Raw genomic sequence first — 19,886 nt, 5'->3', positions numbered from 1 at the left:
TTTTTAGGCTCAACACCAAAATTGGTTCTTGACACTTAATTCATCTATAAAAAATCGCTCATTACATTCTAAGAAGATTCTATTCTCATAGATCGTTCGATTCGGAAGAAAATAACTTCTTCGAATTAATGTTTTAATTTTATTATTTCGTCCTTCTACTGCACCATTTGTGTAACGACACTTATGGTAATTAGAAATTTCTTCTGTCCAATTTTTAAAAGGTTTAAGTGCTTCAGTTAATTCAGGAATATTTAGGGCTTTAGCTCGATCAATCCATTGAATTAAACGTCTATAAGAATTTGTTTCATTACTTAATTCATACCAATTAATCAGTGATTCTTTAATGGCATACACTTCCGTCAGTTCTTTTGAATAGCTTAGAAGTTTTCCTAATTTTCGTTCTTCTTTCTCGCTCAAAGAATCATATCGTTTACCGATAAGGTTTTTATTTCGTTTCAGATATTTGCGATTTTCCGGTGTTAGTGACAAACTTGTGATAAGAACGTGCTAAATCCATCACAACAGCGTAGGGTTTCAATTCTTTGAGTTGATTCATTAAGCCTTGATTTTGAATTAACGTTTGATAAGTTCTTCCCATGACTAATGTTAACAGGCTACCATTTCTTAGGTCATGAAATCCTGTATTATAAGTATGACCTTTTCGAATCGCAAAATCATCAATGCCTAATATGAGCCGAGTTGATCCTTGAGCAGCAGTTATCACTTTTCTTTGAATAGACGGAATTAAATGAGCAAGATGTTGCTTAATGAAGCGTTCACCGGTTGAGTAAGGGACCTTGAACGTATCTGTTAGTTGTTTAACAGTGGTACCGACTAACGGTTTAGAAAGTTCACGTTTATAATCGTTTGTATAACGAGTTTTACCTGTCAAAAAAGAAACTTCACACTGTTTACAGAAAAGCCGCTTCATCGGAATCAATAAAATGGTTTCACGATTGAAACAACGTAAATGTCTAACTTGACGTAGTTTTTGACGGCTACCTTTACAAATAACAAATGCTTGAGTATGGCAACAAGGACAAGGTTGTTTACTCTTTGTTGGACACAGGCTTAAAAATAAAACATGATCTTCAGAAATATGATAGTTACTGACTGTAACATCTTGTAATTGAATTAAATCATTGATATGATGTAAGTGCATCTAAAATCTCCTAACTTTGGTTTGGTCGCACTTACTAAAGTACAAGATTTTAGATGTTTTTTTTATAGGTAAATATAAGCATTTATTTAGTCAAGCACCATTTCTGGTGAAGACTCATTTTTTACGATATGAAAAAATTAATGGAACTGATATCATTTAATAGTGAATTCTGAGGCAATTCCTTTACATGTATAAATGCGACAGCTACCTTCCTGTTATTTCGGTGTATTGAAGTGTTAAATTTTTGAATCTTTTCTTTTTATTTGTTACAATATATGTATAATATTTTTTAAAAGAGGAATGGAAATCATGACTAGTTTATCTAAAAAATTAGGATTAGTTAGTATTGTTATTGGATGTCTATTAAATATTTTAGTATTTGCTTATTTAACTTCTTCGATGATAGCTATGATTGTATTAGGAATTATCGGGATAGTCTTATCTATATTATCGCTATTTTTGAAATATGAGAAAAAGTGGGTAAGTCTTTTAGGACTAGTATTAAACCTAATTCCTCTATTATATTTTGCATTATTGTTTGTAGCTTTAGGTTAAGTGTCTTAGACATTTATATGTTGAGTCAGTTTAAATACTAAATAGTTTCAGGTTTAGGATTGAACAACTAAATTTACCTCAGTTTTTACAAACAAAAAGCAGTCATTTTTATAATGGCTGCTTTTTTGTTATGATCAATGATTCTGAGACTTTTCTATTAAAAACTTCTTTGTTTTTGTAGTGCTTTTTGCACAACTCATTTTTTCGGTTATAAATTTATGAACAGTATTTAATTTCTTACAAAAGTTATTACAAAAATGACTTTATATTTAACCTTATCCAATCCATTTTTTTATCCCACTTATCAATAACGTTATCTAACATAGCGTTCTTTATTGATTAATTTTTGGATAGCTGACTCTATTCGTTTCATTTTTGTGTCTTCTTTTTTAGCAGAAGTTATCCAAGTCATATACTTTTTTTGATTAGAGTATGAGAGTGTCTCCCAAAAGGCTAATGCTTCAGTTTCCTGATGGAGGATTTCTTTAAATTCCACTGGAAGTTCGATGATTCGTTCTTCTTCGTCTTTTTCAATGGTCACAGACACTGAATCTCCAATTTGTTTATTTAGTTTCTCGCGAATGGCTTTTGGCATGCCAAGAATATGACAATCAGTTCCCATTTTAACAAGTGATCCACGATATTCAATCGTCTCAAATAAGGCTTTTACTTTAACTCTTTTTGCATGGTAGATGTCTTCAACATTAAAGGGAATTTCAACGTAGGCTCCCCCTCTTGGTGCTTCGATAATTTTTGCATTGAATTTTTGCATGACAATCACAACCTTATCAATGATATATATAAGTCCAGATAAGTTTTTAACATCGTAAAAACTAAAGTCTTGCCGGTTGAGGATAAATGCTTCGCATGGCAGGTAACCCATGCCCTACCAGCGGAGGATACATTTCCGTTGGAAACGGCAGGTGGCCCATGCCCTAGTAGTGGGGGATTAGATTTCTTTGAGAAATCGCTAGGTGCCCCAGCCCTACTATAGTTGGCCTTTTTATCAAAAAGACTTGTGTACTAAGCCTGATGGTTAGTATATGAAATACATTTTGCTATGTATATATATAAGTCCAGATAAGTTTTTCATATCGGAAAACTTTTAGCTGGACTATAGTCTGTCTTAGTATTAAACCAATCGATTAACTAAGACTGATATAGAATGATGAAATACATTTCTGTTTCTATATAGATTATTATACTATGCATTTATGGACGTCGATACAATGAGCGCATCCAATCAATGATTTGTTTAAGATGCACCATTTCTTCTTCAATCACTTTTTCTTGGCGAAACTCTTCTTCTTTTAAGATCTCTTTTAGATGCTGGATTTCAACATAAATATCTTCCCAAGAATGCTTACGCTGAAGCGTTTCAATAATATCATAAAGATCGAGCTCACTTAATAATAAATCTCGTCCCCAAGTTAAATGTTCGTCATCTTGATGACAGGACTGATGAATATAGAATTGATATGTTTTTTTATCGAAGTAGAAGGCATAGAGATTCAGGTCAACTCGACAAAGCTGTTCAACGGCAGATTTTAGCTTTTCTTTTTTTAATAGTCGAATCGCCTCACGAAGATGAAGGATATTTTCTTGATGAGCTTCGTGTGGGAAAATATTTGCTCCATACCATGAAAGTCGTACAAAAGATTGCTGAATCATTAAGTAGAGATAGTGAAGCTGTTGATTAATATATTTCGCTTCAGAATCAGTAAAGTGATTACGTTGAGTAAACTCATAAAGATTTTTAGCGCACCATTTCGCATCATGGATGAGGAAATAGAGCTCTTTATAATGATGATAAGATTCAAAGTCGAGACTTTCTTCTAAGGCATGAAACAGTTTCTCAAAATTGAAGGGCTTAATCTTCATTTGATCAAATAAAATGATGATCGTTCCATATAGTTTATGACAATATTCAAAAGCTGATCGACTAAAGTGATTGTGAATTAGGTCATAGTTTGTCTGATAAGTCGTTAAATGGTTCTCGTTAATTGGGCGATAACTAATAATCGTAGGTACCCCACTTTGAGAGTAGGCAAAGTCATCACTTAAGATGGTGGTTGGTGCATCAATGAGACAACCTTGTTTATAAGGACAGCCCGTTACAATTTTTTGAATCGCATTAACCAATTCCTTATATTCATAAGCCGTACGGATATGATGATAATCGTATTCATCATGAGCGACAAAACCTTCTAAATTAATAGCAACGAATGCTTTTTCGGCCCATTCAGGATGATTTTTAGTAATCTGTTGATATCCACCAATGGACCAATTGAAAGAGGAATTTGTTAATCCCCATTCTTTCGCACTATGGGCAATGAAGATAATTGTTTTACTCGGAATATAATGACTATTAATTAAAGCACGGGCTAAGCTTAGTAGTAAACCACACCCACAAGCTCCGCTATGAAAATTGTGAAATAATCCATCATAATGAGACATAACTAAAATAATATCATTGGTATCTCTACCTGGAATCTCACCAATAATATTATATGAGGTACTATCAGGTGAAACTTTACTATAACAATTCAAGATAACCGAAATCTTAGAAGAAGGTGATTGAATTAATAATGTTTTAAGAATATAACCATCTTTTAAACTAATCGAAAAGGCTGGAATATCAGCGGGTGCCGTAAAGTTTTCATAAGTGAGCGCATCAGTTGGAAGTTTTTGATTTTCATTTATAGGAGCAGCAATGATTCCATAAGCTCCTTTGTGTCTGGCCTGTAAGGCGCAAATACCAATTTGACAACCAATATAAGAGTCTAAATCAATGAGTACTAATTTTCCTTTAACGTCGATGTTCTCGTAATCTTTTTTTGTTCCTTTCCCCACATAAACAAGGTCAAAGGTTTTATTCTCACGAATACAGTTGCTTGCATAGGCGCTTAAAGTGATTTTTTTGGGTGTATTCTTTTGATCTAGATAATAGAGCTCTCCATTCTTAAACTCCCATGAATCAACGATTACTTTTTCTTTTCGAACATTTTTTAAACCAATGCTGTTAAATTCTTGGTATAAAAAATGACCGGCTGCAAGTTCTGCTTCTGAACCAGCCATTCGAAATCCAAGAGTTTCATTTGATCCAAACTGAGAAAGAGTATTAGCCACATAGGCCGCATAATCAACATTAATAGAATCATAAAAGGCATCTAAATCTTTTTGGTAGTCCATACTGTCCTCCTCCTTATTTCTATCGCTTCTATATCATAGTAGAAAAGTAGTAAATAGGTTCCTGTCTTGATGAGAAATGTATATCTATTATAGAAAATGAATACGATAGAAGTAAAAAGGGGGATAAGAGATGGAGTTTAACGAAAAACTACAATTATTAAGAAGAGCGAAAGGGATTTCCCAGGAAAAACTGGCAGAAGAAATTGGTGTTCCACAACAGTTAGTTGCAAAGTGGGAAGAAGGGGACGAAATACCAGATATGCATAGTTTAATGGCATTATCAGATTGGTTTAATGTAAGTTTAGATGAATTATTAAGAGATCGAATTAACCTCAGAACATTAGAGCGTTTAGGATTTTATGAACAAGAAGTTGAGACGTCTGAAGATGATTTAATAGAGAATAGTATTTTGATCATAGGGATGATTTTAATGATGATGATGGGATTTATTTTTAATCATCTAATGGTAGGGATAACTTGTGGTGGGATTGGAGTCGGATTTTATTACTTAATAAGATTAAAAAAACGCCGATGAATCGGCGTTTTTATTTTATACAAAAATTAGAGAGGTCCCTAATACCATCAAGAAAGTAACGAAGATTGGAATAACAACGGATGTCACAAAGATATCTTTATAAGCTTGTTTGTGTGTTAGGCCAAAAATCGCTAGTGTTGTAATGACGGCTCCGTTATGAGGAAGTGTATCTAACCCGCCAGATGATAAAGACGCAATACGATGTAGAATTTCTGGTGTAATTCCAAGAGGCTCACTCATTTGTAAAAATGTTGGTGCTAAAGCATTTAAGGTAATTCCAAGATCACCTGAGGCAGAGGCAGTTAGACCGCAAATGATATTAACTGAAAGGGCCTCAGCAATAATTGGATTCGGTGAAAGGTTTAAAATCATGGTTTGAATTCCAAGGAAAATAGGAAGTGTTTTAATGATACTTCCATAACCGACAATAGCACTTGAGTTTAAAAGGGGAATAAATGAATTTTTAACTCCGGTATCTAAAATAGATTGGAGGTTTTTAATTTTTTTGATATTCAATAAAAGGATAAATAAAATCGCAATTGCGATTGAGATAATAACGCTCCATGTTCCAGACATACTATCGAGTGTTGTATTGAATGATTCTAGATAAGTCCCATCTACATTCGGATAGTAGACTTTTGAGAAGAAGAGGTTCAAGGTGAAGATGATTACAATCGGGGAGATAGCTAACCAAATTGATGGTTTTTTAGAAGACGTTTTTGATTTCATTTCTTCATTAAACCCATAGCCCTCATGATTTTTATGGGCAGATTTTGCTCGAAAGTTTAGGTAGATCATTCCTAAAGTAAACATCAAGATGCTAGCAATGAGGCCAATAATTGGAGAAGCAAAAGTATCTGTTTTGAAGTAAGTCATAGGAATAACGTTTTGAATTTCAGGACTTCCTGGTAAAGCTGTCATCGTAAATGTAAAAGCACCAAGAGCAATTGTTCCAGGAATGAGTCGTTTTGGAATATCGGCTTCTTTAAAGAGTAATGTTGCAATGGGATAAAGAACAAAAGCAACGACAAAAAGAGAAACACCTCCATAAGTTAGGAGTGCACCGGAAAGGACAACGGCTAAAATCGCTCGCTTAGGTTGGATCCATTTGGTTATAAAGTGAGCAATTGCATGCGCATAACCCGTTTCCTCCATCAACTTAGCAAAAATTGCTCCTGTTAAAAATAGTGGAAAATAGTTTTTAACAAATCCCGCAAATCCGTCCATATACACTAGAGTATAGTTAGCCATCAGATGACTATCTAATCCAAAAGTCAGAAATAAAGTTATGAGTGAAATAATGGGGGCGGTGATAATTGTCGAGTATCCTCGGTAAGCTAAAATCATAATCGTGCTAAGTGAAAGTATTAAAATGATGAGATGACTCAAGAATCATTACCTCCTTTCAATTTTTGAAATCAAATTTTATTATTTTTTTACAATTTATATGATTGAATGATATTAGTATAGATATAAGTTGGTATTTTGACAAATAATATACAATGTTATGCCTAAAATTGTAGAAAAATAATGTATTTTTAACCATATGGAAAAAAAATACAGTGGAAATTAGTCGAATTTTATAGATATAATTAGATATGTTTAACCATATAAACTACCTCACCCAAATTATGGGAAAGGGATTGAAATCAAGGAGGTATTCTATGAGTGAGAAAGTGAAAAAGAAGAAATTAACTCTTCTAGACCGGGTAGAAAAAGTCGGTAATGCATTACCACACCCAGCAACAATTTTCTTAATTTTAAGTGCAGTAATTGTTGTTTTATCAGCTATCTTATCAGCTGCAGGTGTATCAGTAACTTATGAGGGGATCAATCGTACGACGAATACGGTTGAAGAAATGACGGTAACAGTTCAAAGCCTTTTATCAAGAGAAGGTGTTCAATATTTATTTAAATCAGCAGTAACAAACTTCACAGGGTTTGCCCCACTTGGAACAGTATTAGTTGCTTTACTTGGGGTTGGACTTGCTGAAGGAACAGGTTTAATTGGATCATTATTAAAGAAATTAGTAATGAGTACTCCAAAACGTTTAATTACAGTTGTAGTTGTACTTGCAGGGGTTTTATCAAGTATCGCATCTGATGCAGGATACGTTGTGTTAATCCCATTAGGAGCTATTATCTTCTTAAGTATGGGACGTCACCCAATTGCAGGTCTTGCAGCTGCATTCGCCGGGGTATCTGGTGGATTCAGTGCTAACGTGATGGTTGGTCCTACTGATTCATTATTAGCAGGATTAACAACAGAAGGTGCTAAATTAGCCGATCCAAATTATGTAGTAGAGATGACAGGTAACTGGTGGTTCTTAATCGCTTCAACAGTATTAATTACAGTTATCGGTACAATTGTAACTGAAAAAATCGTTGAACCACGTTTAGGAAAATATACAGGTGATGCGACAGTTGAAGAAAGTGCAATGACAGTTTCTAAAGAAGAACAACGCGGGTTACGTTTCGCTGGAATCGCAACATTATTATCAGTTGCAGGTTTAGCAGCATTAGTCGTTCCAGCTAACGGATTCTTACGTGGAACTGATGCAGGGATTCAAGGAATCTTAAAATCACCATTCATGGATTCAATGGTTCTTATCATTGCTTTAGTATTTGCCATTGCAGGGATTGCATATGGAGTTGGAGCTAAAGTGGTTAAGAATGATAAAGATGTCATGAACTTAATGGGTAAAAGTATGGCTTCAATGGGATCATACATTGTGTTAGTATTCTTCGCATCTCAATTCGTTGCTTACTTCAATTATTCAAACTTAGGAACAATCATTGCAAACAAAGGTGCAGAGATGTTAAAAGCAATCGGATTACAAGGTATTCCATTAGTCATCTTATTCATCTTAGTTGTAGCGTTCATTAACATCTTCATGGGATCAGCTTCAGCTAAATGGGCAATCTTAGCTCCAGTATTCGTTCCGATGTTAATGGAAGTTGGATTCACACCAGAATTCACACAAATGGCTTTCCGTATCGGAGATTCAACAACAAACTTAATCTCTCCATTAATGAGCTACTTCGCATTAATCGTAACATTTGCTGCTCGATACGATAAGAAATCAGGAATCGGAACTTTAATTTCAACAATGGTTCCTTACTCAGTATTCTTATTAATCGGATGGACATTATTATTAATTGTATGGTTCGTATGTAACTTACCATTAGGACCTGGTGCTTCAATCTTCTTACCAGGATTCTAATTTAATCATTAAGACTTAAGCTTTGGCTTAAGTCTTTTTTTATCTAATAATCAATAAAAGGTACGAGGATAAACCTCGTACCTTATCTTTTTTGAAAGAGAATATAAAGTCCAATGATAATTAAGCAAATAGCAAGTAGTAGTGATGATGAAATGAAAAGTTGAACATAAAAAAGAAGTGAAATGAAGCAAAGAATCGTAATGGGAATTAAGAGTCCTTTGTCTTTATGATCATATGAATAAAGTTGTAACAATCCAAATGCTACAGCTAGTAAGTAAACAGGCCACGTATAACTAGAATAATGCCATTCTGTTAAAATTTCAAAACAAAATAATAATCCAATTACGGTTAAAATTCCTCCTGGGACTAGTTGCCCAGGATTTTTTTTCGTTTGAAAATAGTTCATCTCAAAGTAAAGACCTGGGATTAACACGCATAAAAACCATAGATGATGAATGAGCTCGTTATTTAAATGAAAGGTATATGTGATAAGCGAAAATCCACCTATTAAAATGAGTAAAAATCCGATTAAAAATTGAAGTGTTCTCATACTAACAATTCCCCCCTTTTGGTCTTAACATAACATGTTTAATTGAAAGAAAAAAGAGGAAAAGTTTAAAAAGCAAAGGCACTAGCCTTTGCTTTTTTACATATAAGGATGAGAGGATTTTGGCATATCGATAACAATGAAGTGTGACGTATGAGTTGCTTCAATATGAATATTATCTTCGATAATTTCAAGCGCATCTTTTTCTTTTACAGCAATCTCATTGACCGTTGAGAAGCCTTCGATTTGCATGAGATAGGCTTGACGTCCAAAGGCTACATTAATATCAGCGATATTTCCTTCATCTAATAAAATGGTATAAATATTCACATCTTGATTAATAGTGATAGGAGCATCCTCGTGGATGTCAGAAACCATATGAAGCCATTGGTTATGACGTGCTTCCCAGTCAAAGTGATATTCGCCATATGTTGGTTGATGCCCTCTTTTATCCGGTACAATCCAAATTTGAAGTAAGCGTAAAGGAATGTCAGTATTGTTATACTCACTATGAGTAATACCTGTTCCCGCACTCATATATTGCATTTGTCCACGTTTTAAGACGCCGACATTCCCCATGCTATCTTTATGAGTGAGTTCTCCCTCAATGACATAAGTGATGATTTCCATGTCTTTATGGGGATGTGTATCAAATCCGGTATGAGGAGCGATTATATCGTCATTTAGGACACGAAGAACTCCAAAGTTAATATTTGCTTCATTATAATAATCGGCAAATGAAAAATGATAGGTTGTTTCTAACCAATCATAAACAGCGCCACCCATATATCGATGATCGAGTTTTCTAAGCATGTGATTCACTCCATCTTTTAAAAAAATTCAGGCGTTCGCCTCTTCATAGTATTGTTCAGTCGAAATAAACTATACTACATAATAGTCGTATCTTCGACAGGAAAAATGTCATCAAAAAGGATGTTTAAGGTTTTTCTAAGGTTTGTGTATTACAATCTCCTTAAATCAAAAGGGTTAAAAGAGAAAGGAGAACCGTATGAGAAGAAACCGAAAGAGGCGCTTAATGAAGCTTCATTTAATTTCATTATTCTTAATGGTAGCAATCATGGGCGGTCTTGCATTATCAATTTATTATTCAAAAACCTCGCAAACTATGATTGCACAATCTTATTATGAAACTGAACGCACCGTTACCACTACTCAGCCATTGATTATTATTGATGCGGGTCATGGGGGTATTGATCCGGGAAGTGATAGTCATGGTATTTTAGAAAAAGATATTAATTTAGAAATTGCCTTAAAACTTCAAGAAGTATTACATGAAAATGGATATTCTGTTTTAATGACTCGTGAAGATGATAACTCTCTCTCTCTAAGAGAACGTTCAGATTTCGCCAATGAAAAAGAGGCAGACTTATTTATTAGTCTTCACCAAAATTGCTATGCTCAAGATGCAAGTGTTCATGGAATAGAAGTATATTACAATAGTGACAAAACAACAAACGATCAACAATTAGCGCAAATGATTCAAGAGTCACTAATTAATGAAACAGGGGCAAAAAATCGCGGAATTCACTCAGATAATGGTTTAGTCGTGACACGTGAAACAATAATGCCCGCTGTGTTAGTCGAGACAGCATTTATTTCTAATGATGATGAACTTGATTTGATTATGTCGGACGATTATCAAAATAAAGTAGTGAAAGGAATAGTAGTAGGAATTGAAGAATTCTTAAATGAATTAGACCGAAATCCAGAATGATGATATGAACATTCTGGTTTTTCTTTTATCGTATGTTTTGGAGAGAATTAACTATACTACATAATAGTTTTATATTCGACAAAACAATTAGCTATCAGACGAAGGGAAGATGAAATTTGATCAATCAATTAAAATCTAAACATGTTACTAGATTTATCATCGCTTTTCTTATGATAGGTCTTTTATTTATTCCGTTTCAAATAGGTTTTGCTGCTCCGGTACAAAAAACACAATGGTTGGATCGATTCTTGAGTTCCACTAAAAAAATTATTATTATTGATGCGGGTCATGGTGGAACGGATCCAGGTAGTGTTAAACAAGGAGTTCAGGAAAAAATATTAATCTTCAAATCGCACTAAAATTACAAAAACGATTAGAAACAAAAGGCTATAAAGTTGTGATGACCCGAACCGATGATACAGCGATTAGTTTAATTAATCGCACGAAATTAGCCAATAAAGCGAAAGGTGATTTACTTATTAGTATTCATCAAAATAGCTTTAAAGATTCGAGTGTTCATGGGATTGAAGTTTTTTATAACCCTGGGAAAGAAACACACGATGATCAATTAGCAAACTGTATTCAAGAAGCGCTGATTAATTATACACAAGCTAAAGATCGTCATGTTAGGGCAGTAACTAATCTAGTCGTTATTCGAGAATCTAAAATGCCAGCTTGTTTAATTGAAAGTGCCTATCTCTCAAATGATACTGAACGTGAGCTTATTCAAACTAAAGGCTATCAAGATAAAGTGGTGACTGGTATTATGGAAGGAATTGAAAACTTTTTAAACGAACAAGCAAAAAGCAGCTAATTTGTAGCTGCTTTTGGAATCATGAGTAAATCTTTTATTTTTCGATAACTAAGATAGATGAGATAACTAATTAATGCACCTGAAATATTCCAAATGATATCATCAATATCAGCAAAACGACCATTATAATATTAAAGTGCCTCAATTGTCACTGAGATAATAAGGGAAGCAATTAAAATGTTTCGTCTTGATTGTTTGAGTAGAGCAACTAAAAGGCCAAAGGGAACAAATCGTAGGATATTTAGAGTAACTCGTTTTAATGTATTGATAATAGGAAAGATAGTTGGAGAAGTGTGAAAGTCAGAAAAATTACGTAAGTAAATGTTAAATATCCCTGTTACGCGTAAAAGATTAACGAAGTAACAATAAAAAATAAATTCAATGAGGCAGATGGGAAGTTTCCAATCTGTTCTTTTTTTAATAGTTTTAAACTTAAAGTATAGAGCAGATAAATGGGAGTAGCGAAAATTAGCGTGAATAAAAGCAGATGAACCAAGTGTTATTCCTCCTTATTTAACGTAATATATTTGTCATTGATTTAAATCTTTTGAATTGTGGATAAATCTAATAGACCGGGAAATAGCATTTTTATGACAAATTCTGAGTTATCCACAGGATTACTTGTTACTTGGCTACTTAATTCAGATTCAAGAATGTCACCATTATGAAATACTTCCCTTGTCATTGTAATTCATCTGCTGTTACCAAGGTTTCATTTAATGACCTCGCTTGCATCATCTCACTCTCCTTTCAAATCCTACTCTTAAAACGGATTAATCGTATCTTTTGTGACCATTTTACCTAAAATTGTTTAAAAAATAAAATTTTATTCAATAATAAGGCAATTAAGTGGTGAAGACTTGTGGTATTAAGTCAAGTATATGATTGAAAAAAATAGATAAAGATTTTTAAAAGTTGGGCGCACTGAACTAGACCCTCGGCTAATTTTTTAAAAATTTAGCCTAGCGCCAGACAGAAAGGATTCAAAAGCAATCAGTTAGCTTTTGAGTGATACGCTCCTTTCCGGCGTGTAGAGTTGGTGGTTACGTAACAGCGTATCCACCAAACGCACTAATTTTCTAGCGGTTAGGACGAGGGCTCGTTTGTGTTTAAATTTCGGAACTTCATCGTATTTTTTCTGGTAATACAAGCGGTAAGTATCTTCGTGTCGTCTGATAGAGTTGGCAGCTTCAACCATATAATACCGAAGATATTGGTTGCCTGTTCGTGTCAGTGGTGTACGTTCCGATTCAAAGTTTCCAGACTGATTTTTTTTCCAGTAGAGACCGCAATATTTGGCTAATTGGGCTTCATTTTCAAAACGTTCAATTTGACCGATTTCAGCGACAATACCGGCGGCATAAACAATACCGATACCTGGAATACTTTTTAAACATTGGGCTTCTGTTACAATTTCAAAGAGCGCCACAATGCTTTTTTCTAAATCTTTAATCTGTTTTTTCAACGTTTGGATTAATCGTGCATAAGTCGCTAAAACCATGTCTACTGATTCTTGAACGACTTTACCCAATCGATAAGAATCACGAATAGCTTTTTTAATGGTTTTAGCTAATTTCTGTGGATCACTAAAACGACCTCGACCTTTTTCTTGTAGAAGGTTAGCTAAATCTTCTAACTCCATTTCGGCCATTTCATCGAGGGTTAGTGCATCAGAAAGAAGATCGAGCATGGTCGCACCAAAAACAGAGGTATCGAGCTCTTTAGAGAGGGTATTACACTTGTAGTAAAGGTTCTCAAGAAAGTGCTGTTTACATTCGGTGAGTTGATGAACCATTTGATATCTCGAACGAGTCAGACGTTGAAGAGCGACATAGCGTTCCTCTTTTAAAACTGTCTTATTAAATCGTTCAATACGTAAGAAGTCGGCAATACGAAAGGCATCAATTCGATCGTTTTTATCTTCTTCAAAAAGCCCTTTATAACGATGAATGGACTTAGGGTTTTGGATAACGACTTCAACGAGACCTAAGGATTTTAGTTCAAGATCTTCAGATAAAAAAGTTGCAGGATGAAAACTGTAAATCGAAGTAGACTCCATTCCAATCACGATTTTTTCATAGTTAAATGATTGGTGAAACTGGAGAACATCTTCTTTGATAGAAGAGGCACCGTTAATGTTATTAGGAAGGGTAACTTCTTTTAACGTCGTGTCTGAACTATCAAGAAAACAAACATCAAGTTTTTCAGAGCTAACATCAATACCGACAAATAATTTCATAGAAGGGACCTCCTTTCTTTTGAATGAATTTGGAATAAACTCGGATACGGCTGGACATCCCTAGGGCCCCAAACGTGGCGACAACCTCGCGTATAAGTATTCTAAAGACTTTAGCTATGAGTGCTGCCCTCAACCCTGTTAAGAAGAGGAACATAGAAAGAGTCGATACAGCTTGTGCGTCTGTCGAACAGTTTGGGTCTGGGTCACAGTCTTCAAATGTAGTCGAACTACAGGAGGAAAAAGTATATTCCTGATGGATCCAATTCCATTACCTATATGATGGAATGTCCGAGGGTATCTGAGACAAAAAGAGATCAACCAACAGAAGTATTTAGGTAAAGAAAAATCAATGAATGATTCAGTTTTCAAAGAGCAATACCTGCCCTCAATGAAGGGCTTAAACTTATTATACGAGGAGGATGTAAGATGAGTAGAATAAAGATTTTAATGATGGTAGTGAGTGGTTTATTCATGATGATTGGAATCATAACGATGGTTTCAGCAGGAGCAGAAGCTGCACCGTTGAATGAGGATAGTGTACCTGCCTTTTATCAGGATATTATACAAGTCGAAAATCCTGATAGTTTAAGTGTTTTAGTAAACAAAAATTATAGTTTGCCAGAAGATTATGAACCAGATGATTTAGTCTTTTTAGAAGTGCCTCTCTATAATAATGATAAGAATAACGAAGCGAATTATTTAAGAAAAGAGGCCGCTGATGCTTTAAAAGAATTATTCACAGCTGCCAAAAAAGAAGGTTATGAATTAATCGCTAGAAGTGGTTATCGCTCTTATGCGACACAAGCTTCTTTATATGAACGATATGTGGAACAAGATGGAGTCGAGGCAGCTGATACATATAGCGCACGACCTGGACATAGTGAACATCAGACGGGTTTAACGATTGATGTTACGTCAGACACTGTTCACGGTGGACTAACCGAATTGTTTGGAGAAACAGAAGAAGGCAAGTGGGTCGCTGAAAATGCCTATCGATTTGGTTTTATTGTAAGATATCCACAAGATCGAACGGCGGAAACAGGTTATCAATATGAGCCATGGCATCTTCGTTATGTAGGGGTACAAGCTGCTACCGAGATTTATCAGGATCAATTAATTTTAGAAGATTATGTTTTAAGTGTGATGAATCGAACGAGCTTTTTATGGGATTAAATTAAAAGACTGTCAGGATGAATGACAGTCTTTTCTAAATATAGAAGTTTAAAAGAATTTATATAGGATATTAATTTAAAAGGGGAAGATATATTTCTATTTTGATATCGAATGAACTAGATAAGTGGGTGACTAATTGACCTTGCTTAATTTTAACCAGTTTCTAAATCCATAGACTCCATTAATTAGATAAGCTGAGAACATGATAATCATTGTGACGCTACCTTCCGGTGTTCCGAGTAATAGTGACCACATCGTAATGGAAAAGACATTGATAATCATCCACAAAATCCATTGTTCCATAAAACGACCAATCTGCAGTAAGAAGGCAACAATCGAAAGAATAGTTGTAATTGAGTCAATTAATTGAAGATTTCCTCCAAGTGCAACAAGAACACGCCAGTAAGCTGTAATAGCGATTAATAATCCAATAATTAATAAGATGATTTGTTTAGCTGTTAAACGACGTGCAATAACTGTTCCTTCATCATCTTTTTGTTTACGCCACATATAAAAACCAACGATATTCATTGGTAAATAGTAAAATCCATTTAACATGACTTCACCAAATAGTCGATTTTGATAAGCAATAATCGCATAAAGTCCAACGTTAACACAGGCAAATGCATAGGTTGAAATTTTACCTTTGGCACAAAGAACAACTGAAATAATACCTGTTACTCCACTAATCAGTGCCATAGGTGAATCTCCCCAAACGATACTTAACGTTAACATGGTTAAGGTGGAAATGATTAACCATGAAATTTCGAATAATGTCCAATCGCTAAAATAGTTTTTTGTTTTCATCACTAATGTTGACATAAAAGAAAGTCCCCCTTATTAAAATTTTCTTTTTCTAATTTACTGCTTTCTAAACTCACAACTTTTGCTGCTACTTTATTAGCAACTTCACAACACGTTAAAGTGTCATATCCAAGTGCACGCATTGCTAAGATTGCTCCTAAATGACTATCCCCTGCTCCGATGGTATTTACAACAGTTGCTGGTACCGATGGAATGAAGTTAGCCATTTCATGATAATGAAGAACGCCCTTTTCCCCTAGTGTAATAAAGACTTCATTTTGTGTTCGTTCAACTAAAGATTGAGCTGCTTCTAATAATTCAGTTGTTTGAGTAAATGATAAAGCTTCTGATTGATTAAGATGTAAAATAGGTTTTAAATTTAAAAGTTTATTCATTGTCTCCTCTTCAATAAAGGTAATGCGTGGACCTGGAGCAAAGTAAATGTTTGGAATGGATTGTTCACTTAACCACTGACTAATGATTTCTCCACTTTTTCCTTCCATGTCATAACCTGATAAATAAACCGCATCGTAATTAGAGGCATCTAATTGAGATAGCCATTCTAATTTATAGTCTTTCTCAATACCTGGAACGGTGATAAAAGTCCGCTCTCCCCCATCTTCTACTAAACAAAGACAATAACCGTTATCAGCACGGTCATCTTGAATATGAAGCTGATAGCCTTCATGAATAAGTTCTTGTTTAATCATGGTTGCATATGAACCTTCGCCAATCGGAACGACAAGATCATGATTCACATTAAAGTGTTTTAAAATAGTTGCAACATTATATGCACATCCCCCAATATTGACGGCTTGTTTTTCACAGTAAATATCATCTCCTGTTTGAGGTAAATGTTTAATATTGAGTATGACATCAACAATGGCGTTACCCAAAACTAATATTTTCATGTCAAAGTCCCCCTTGCCTCGTTTAAGTGGTTCGCATATCTTATAAAATTAACTGAATTGGATTGATTAATTTCTACAATGAGTTCGGAACGAATGGAAGAATAACCTTCATATGCTCCACGAATGGCACAAGCCATCGCTCCAATTGTATCGGTATCGCCCCCTAAATTAGCACAAAGTAAGCTACAATGTTCGACATCTTTAGCATAATAAGCAATAGACAAGGCGGCAGGAACAGATTCACTCATTAAAACACCACATCCAATGGTTTGATAGATAGACTCTAGAAAGTTTTCATCATCTCCTGCATGTTGTTTAGCTAATTCAATGCCTAAACGGGTACGCGTACTTAATGAAGGGTTAATGGTTTCGAATCCTAATTCTCTTGCAGGTGCCTCTGTTGAATAGACAAATTCTAAGATTTGATCAAAAGTGTCATAAGCCATAGCTCCACTGACAGCAGCGGCAATCATACAAGCACCAGCAAGGGTCACATCGCTACTATGAGTGACTTTAGAAATTTGACTAACGAATTTAATTAATTCAGCTTTTTGTTTAGGGTGAAATAAACACCCAATTGGTGCAATACGCATCGCTGACCCGTTTGTTTGTGCTTGGTTCGTAATTTTTGTGACATCATCGCCTGCTTGAATACCGAGTAAAGCTGCTTTAGAACTTGGACCTAAGATATTTTTTTCAAAAGCTTTTTCCTCTTTAGCCCAATTTAATAACCGTTCAACAAAATCATCAGGCTCGAAGTGGAAGTTTTTTGCGATAAGTGAATCTAGTACGAGAAGAGCTTGGGCCGTATCATCCGTAAACTGCCCTTTTTTATATTGGTAAGCGACCTCGTTTTCACTAGGTCCATCTAGGAAAGTATGGATATTACCAAAAAAATTTTTAACTTTTTGACGACTCCAGAGTTCTGATGGCATTCCCATGGCATCTCCGATTGCCATTCCATACAGTGTCCCAAGAATTTGATTGATCATATGAATCTCTCCTTAAGTTTACAGGTGACAAGACACCTAATGGTTAAGATTTTAGAACAAATGATGGAAATAGTCAATGCAAAGTGTCCAATTAAAAAAACATTTGGTAAAAACATACAAAATATAAGAGGATATAGTATAATAGCGGTAATACCTTAAATTATCTAAGATGTGGGGAAACAAGTTGGAATGAGTTATTTTAGATAGCGCAAATTATAAGGTAAATCGAATCTATGTTAGGAGTGAGATAAATGAAATTTTCTGAGTTTAAATATGAACGACCAGACTTTGATCAATATAAAGCGACGATGACGTCATTAATTGATCAATTTAAGGTGGCATCAAGTGCCTCAGAGCAACTAAATATCGTGACTGAAATTAATGAGACACGTAATCATATTGAGACGATGGCTACATTAGCATCAATTCGTCACAGCATTGATACACGTGATGAATTTTATGATGCTGAGCAAAATTATTGGGATGAATATGGACCGCTTTATGAAGAAATTAATTCATTATTTTATGATGCCGTCGTTTCATCACCTTATCGAAATGAATTAGAAGAAAAGTTAAGTAAACAATTCTTTACCATTTTAGATTATCGTTTAAAAGCTTTTTCTCCTGAAATTATTGCAGATTTACAAGAGGAAAATAAATTATCGAGCCAATATACGAAATTATTAGCGTCAGCTAAAATTCCATTTGATGGTGAAGAACGTACCCTACCTGGAATGGGGAAATATTTATTAAGTGAAGATCGTAATGTTCGTGAAGCTGCTTCAAAAGCTAAATATGCCTTTTTCGAGGAGCATGAAGCAGAAATTGATGAGATTTATGATCAATTAGTTAAAGTTCGTACACGTATCGCAAAAAAATTAGGATTCAATAATTTCGTTGAACTAGGATATGTTCGTATGACACGTAGTGATTATAATCCTGAAATGGTTGAAAACTTCCGTAAGCAAGTTTTAGATTATATTGTGCCAGTGGCAACCTCATTATATAATCGCCAAGAGGCACGTTTAGGATATGGAACACTCCGTTATTTCGATGAAAAGTTTGAATTTACAACAGGAAATGCCACACCTAAAGGAGAACCAGAATGGATTTTAGAAAATGGTGTGAAAATGTATCATGAATTGTCGCCACAAACAAAAGAATTCTTCGATTTCATGGTTGATAGTGAGTTATTAGATTTAGTGAATAAACCAGGGAAAGCAGGTGGGGGATATTGTACTTATATCCCAGAATATAAAGCACCATTTATTTTCTCAAACTTTAATGGAACTGCAGGAGATATTGACGTTCTAACGCATGAAGCGGGACATGCTTTCCAAGTTTACTCGTCACGTTGGATTGAGACACCTGAATTAAACTTCCCAACTTATGAAAGCTGTGAAATTCACTCAATGAGTATGGAGTTTTTCACTTGGCCTTGGATGAACTTATTCTTTAAAGAAGATACTGAAAAGTATAAATTTACTCATTTAGGATCAGCGATTAAATTTATTCCTTATGGAATTGTTGTCGATGCGTTTCAACATTTTGTTTACTATAATCCAGATGCAACGCCAGCCCAACGTAAATCGGCTTGGCGTGAACTTGAGAAACAATACTTACCACACAAAAACTATGAAGGATGTGACTTTTTAGAGCGCGGTGGTTGGTGGTTCCAACAATCGCATATTTTTGGTAGTCCATTCTACTACATTGATTACACATTAGCGCAAATCTGTGCGTTACAGTTCTGGAAACGTATGCATGATAACCAAGAAGTTGCATGGAATGACTACGTACGTTTATGTGAAGTTGGAGGAACAAAATCATTCTTAGGATTAGTTGAATATGCCAATTTAAAATCTCCATTTGAAAATGGATGTGTTAGCTCTATTATCACAGATATTAAAGCTTGGTTAGACGCTGTGGAAGATCAACAATTATAATATTTAAATCATTTCATCTTTTTTATGAAATCCATATAGCACATCACTATCTTACCG

Annotated in this window: 19 protein-coding genes; 8 read left to right on the top strand and 11 right to left on the bottom strand. The window is 34.7% G+C overall.

Going from position 1 to position 19,886, the window contains the following annotated elements; translation table 11 throughout:
* Positions 1-9 precede the first annotated feature (9 nt).
* Both J0J69_RS13605 and J0J69_RS13600 read right to left on the bottom strand, forming a co-directional pair.
* Entirely contained in the window at positions 10-489 is a 480-nt protein-coding gene (locus tag J0J69_RS13605; RefSeq protein WP_212725883.1) for a transposase, read from the bottom strand.
* On the bottom strand, positions 446-1,162 hold the full coding sequence (locus J0J69_RS13600; RefSeq protein ID WP_212725884.1) for a transposase: 717 nt from the start codon (positions 1,160-1,162) through the stop codon (positions 446-448). Before J0J69_RS13600 ends, J0J69_RS13605 begins: the two co-directional genes overlap by 44 nt.
* Positions 1,163-1,462: 300 nt before the next feature.
* On the opposite strand from J0J69_RS13600, the gene J0J69_RS08865 reads away from it, so the two are divergent.
* On the top strand, positions 1,463-1,717 hold the full coding sequence (locus tag J0J69_RS08865) for a hypothetical protein (protein WP_237252590.1): 255 nt from the start codon (positions 1,463-1,465) through the stop codon (positions 1,715-1,717).
* A gap of 313 nt (positions 1,718-2,030) precedes the next feature.
* Here J0J69_RS08865 and J0J69_RS08860 read toward each other — a convergent pair whose 3' ends face one another.
* Both J0J69_RS08860 and J0J69_RS08855 read right to left on the bottom strand, forming a co-directional pair.
* Entirely contained in the window at positions 2,031-2,489 is a 459-nt protein-coding gene (locus J0J69_RS08860; protein WP_055304542.1) for a YdeI/OmpD-associated family protein, read from the bottom strand.
* Positions 2,490-2,929: 440 nt separating this feature from the next.
* Positions 2,930-4,909, bottom strand: coding sequence for a M28 family peptidase (locus J0J69_RS08855; protein WP_212725885.1), 1,980 nt, complete (start codon positions 4,907-4,909; stop codon positions 2,930-2,932).
* A 130-nt stretch (positions 4,910-5,039) separates the two neighbouring features.
* Between J0J69_RS08855 and J0J69_RS08850 the strand changes: the two genes are divergently transcribed.
* Positions 5,040-5,444 carry a helix-turn-helix domain-containing protein gene (locus J0J69_RS08850; protein WP_055243548.1) on the top strand — a complete coding sequence of 135 codons (405 nt, stop codon included), beginning with the start codon at positions 5,040-5,042 and terminating at the stop codon, positions 5,442-5,444.
* Between the two features lie 15 nt (positions 5,445-5,459).
* On the opposite strand, the gene J0J69_RS08845 is transcribed toward J0J69_RS08850, so the two are convergent.
* On the bottom strand, positions 5,460-6,833 hold the full coding sequence (locus J0J69_RS08845) for a GntP family permease (RefSeq protein WP_212725886.1): 1,374 nt from the start codon (positions 6,831-6,833) through the stop codon (positions 5,460-5,462).
* A 275-nt stretch (positions 6,834-7,108) separates the two neighbouring features.
* Here J0J69_RS08845 and J0J69_RS08840 point away from each other — a divergent pair, with 275 nt between their 5' ends.
* Positions 7,109-8,668 carry an AbgT family transporter gene (locus J0J69_RS08840; protein ID WP_212725265.1) on the top strand — a complete coding sequence of 520 codons (1,560 nt, stop codon included), beginning with the start codon at positions 7,109-7,111 and terminating at the stop codon, positions 8,666-8,668.
* A gap of 82 nt (positions 8,669-8,750) precedes the next feature.
* On the opposite strand, the gene J0J69_RS08835 is transcribed toward J0J69_RS08840, so the two are convergent.
* Both J0J69_RS08835 and J0J69_RS08830 read right to left on the bottom strand, forming a co-directional pair.
* Entirely contained in the window at positions 8,751-9,218 is a 468-nt protein-coding gene (locus J0J69_RS08835; RefSeq protein ID WP_212725264.1) for a hypothetical protein, read from the bottom strand.
* Positions 9,219-9,314: 96 nt separating this feature from the next.
* Complete coding sequence (locus J0J69_RS08830) at positions 9,315-10,028, bottom strand: pirin family protein (RefSeq protein ID WP_212725263.1); 714 nt, start codon at positions 10,026-10,028, stop codon at positions 9,315-9,317.
* 196 nt (positions 10,029-10,224) lie between these two features.
* Between J0J69_RS08830 and J0J69_RS08825 the strand changes: the two genes are divergently transcribed.
* The 3 genes from J0J69_RS08825 (at position 10,225) to J0J69_RS08815 (ending at position 11,764) form a co-directional block, all read left to right on the top strand.
* On the top strand, positions 10,225-10,950 hold the full coding sequence (locus J0J69_RS08825) for an N-acetylmuramoyl-L-alanine amidase family protein (protein ID WP_212725887.1): 726 nt from the start codon (positions 10,225-10,227) through the stop codon (positions 10,948-10,950).
* Between the two features lie 116 nt (positions 10,951-11,066).
* Positions 11,067-11,309: an N-acetylmuramoyl-L-alanine amidase gene (locus tag J0J69_RS08820; protein ID WP_212725261.1), complete on the top strand. Its 243-nt coding sequence runs from the start codon at positions 11,067-11,069 to the stop codon at positions 11,307-11,309.
* Positions 11,288-11,764 (top strand): N-acetylmuramoyl-L-alanine amidase family protein, encoded by a 477-nt coding sequence (locus J0J69_RS08815; RefSeq protein ID WP_212725267.1) that lies wholly within the window; start codon positions 11,288-11,290, stop codon positions 11,762-11,764. The genes J0J69_RS08820 and J0J69_RS08815 overlap by 22 nt, the downstream gene beginning before the upstream one ends.
* 997 nt (positions 11,765-12,761) lie before the next feature.
* Here the strand turns inward: J0J69_RS08815 and J0J69_RS08810 are convergent.
* Positions 12,762-14,003: an IS110 family RNA-guided transposase gene (locus J0J69_RS08810; protein ID WP_055245311.1), complete on the bottom strand. Its 1,242-nt coding sequence runs from the start codon at positions 14,001-14,003 to the stop codon at positions 12,762-12,764.
* A gap of 426 nt (positions 14,004-14,429) precedes the next feature.
* Between J0J69_RS08810 and J0J69_RS08805 the strand changes: the two genes are divergently transcribed.
* A complete protein-coding gene (locus J0J69_RS08805; RefSeq protein WP_212725185.1) occupies positions 14,430-15,176 on the top strand; it encodes a M15 family metallopeptidase in 747 nt (248 codons plus the stop codon).
* Between the two features lie 132 nt (positions 15,177-15,308).
* On the opposite strand, the gene pnuC is transcribed toward J0J69_RS08805, so the two are convergent.
* The 3 genes from pnuC to J0J69_RS08790 are packed head-to-tail and all read right to left on the bottom strand — an operon-like array spanning position 15,309 to position 17,883.
* Positions 15,309-15,998, bottom strand: coding sequence for a nicotinamide riboside transporter PnuC (gene pnuC / locus J0J69_RS08800; RefSeq protein WP_055275488.1), 690 nt, complete (start codon positions 15,996-15,998; stop codon positions 15,309-15,311).
* Positions 15,986-16,891: a PfkB family carbohydrate kinase gene (locus tag J0J69_RS08795; protein ID WP_055275486.1), complete on the bottom strand. Its 906-nt coding sequence runs from the start codon at positions 16,889-16,891 to the stop codon at positions 15,986-15,988. Before J0J69_RS08795 ends, pnuC begins: the two co-directional genes overlap by 13 nt.
* On the bottom strand, positions 16,888-17,883 hold the full coding sequence (locus J0J69_RS08790; protein WP_212725186.1) for an ADP-ribosylglycohydrolase family protein: 996 nt from the start codon (positions 17,881-17,883) through the stop codon (positions 16,888-16,890). The genes J0J69_RS08795 and J0J69_RS08790 overlap by 4 nt, the downstream gene beginning before the upstream one ends.
* A 251-nt stretch (positions 17,884-18,134) precedes the next feature.
* Here J0J69_RS08790 and J0J69_RS08785 point away from each other — a divergent pair, with 251 nt between their 5' ends.
* Positions 18,135-19,829: a M3 family oligoendopeptidase gene (locus J0J69_RS08785; protein ID WP_212725187.1), complete on the top strand. Its 1,695-nt coding sequence runs from the start codon at positions 18,135-18,137 to the stop codon at positions 19,827-19,829.
* Positions 19,830-19,886: the final 57 nt, after the last annotated feature.

It is taken from the genome of Turicibacter bilis, assembly GCF_024499055.1.
GTDB lineage: Bacteria > Bacillota_I > Bacilli_A > MOL361 > Turicibacteraceae > Turicibacter > Turicibacter bilis.
The sequence above is the reverse complement of the archived record's forward strand: the minus strand, read 5'-3'. Positions and strand labels throughout refer to the sequence as shown.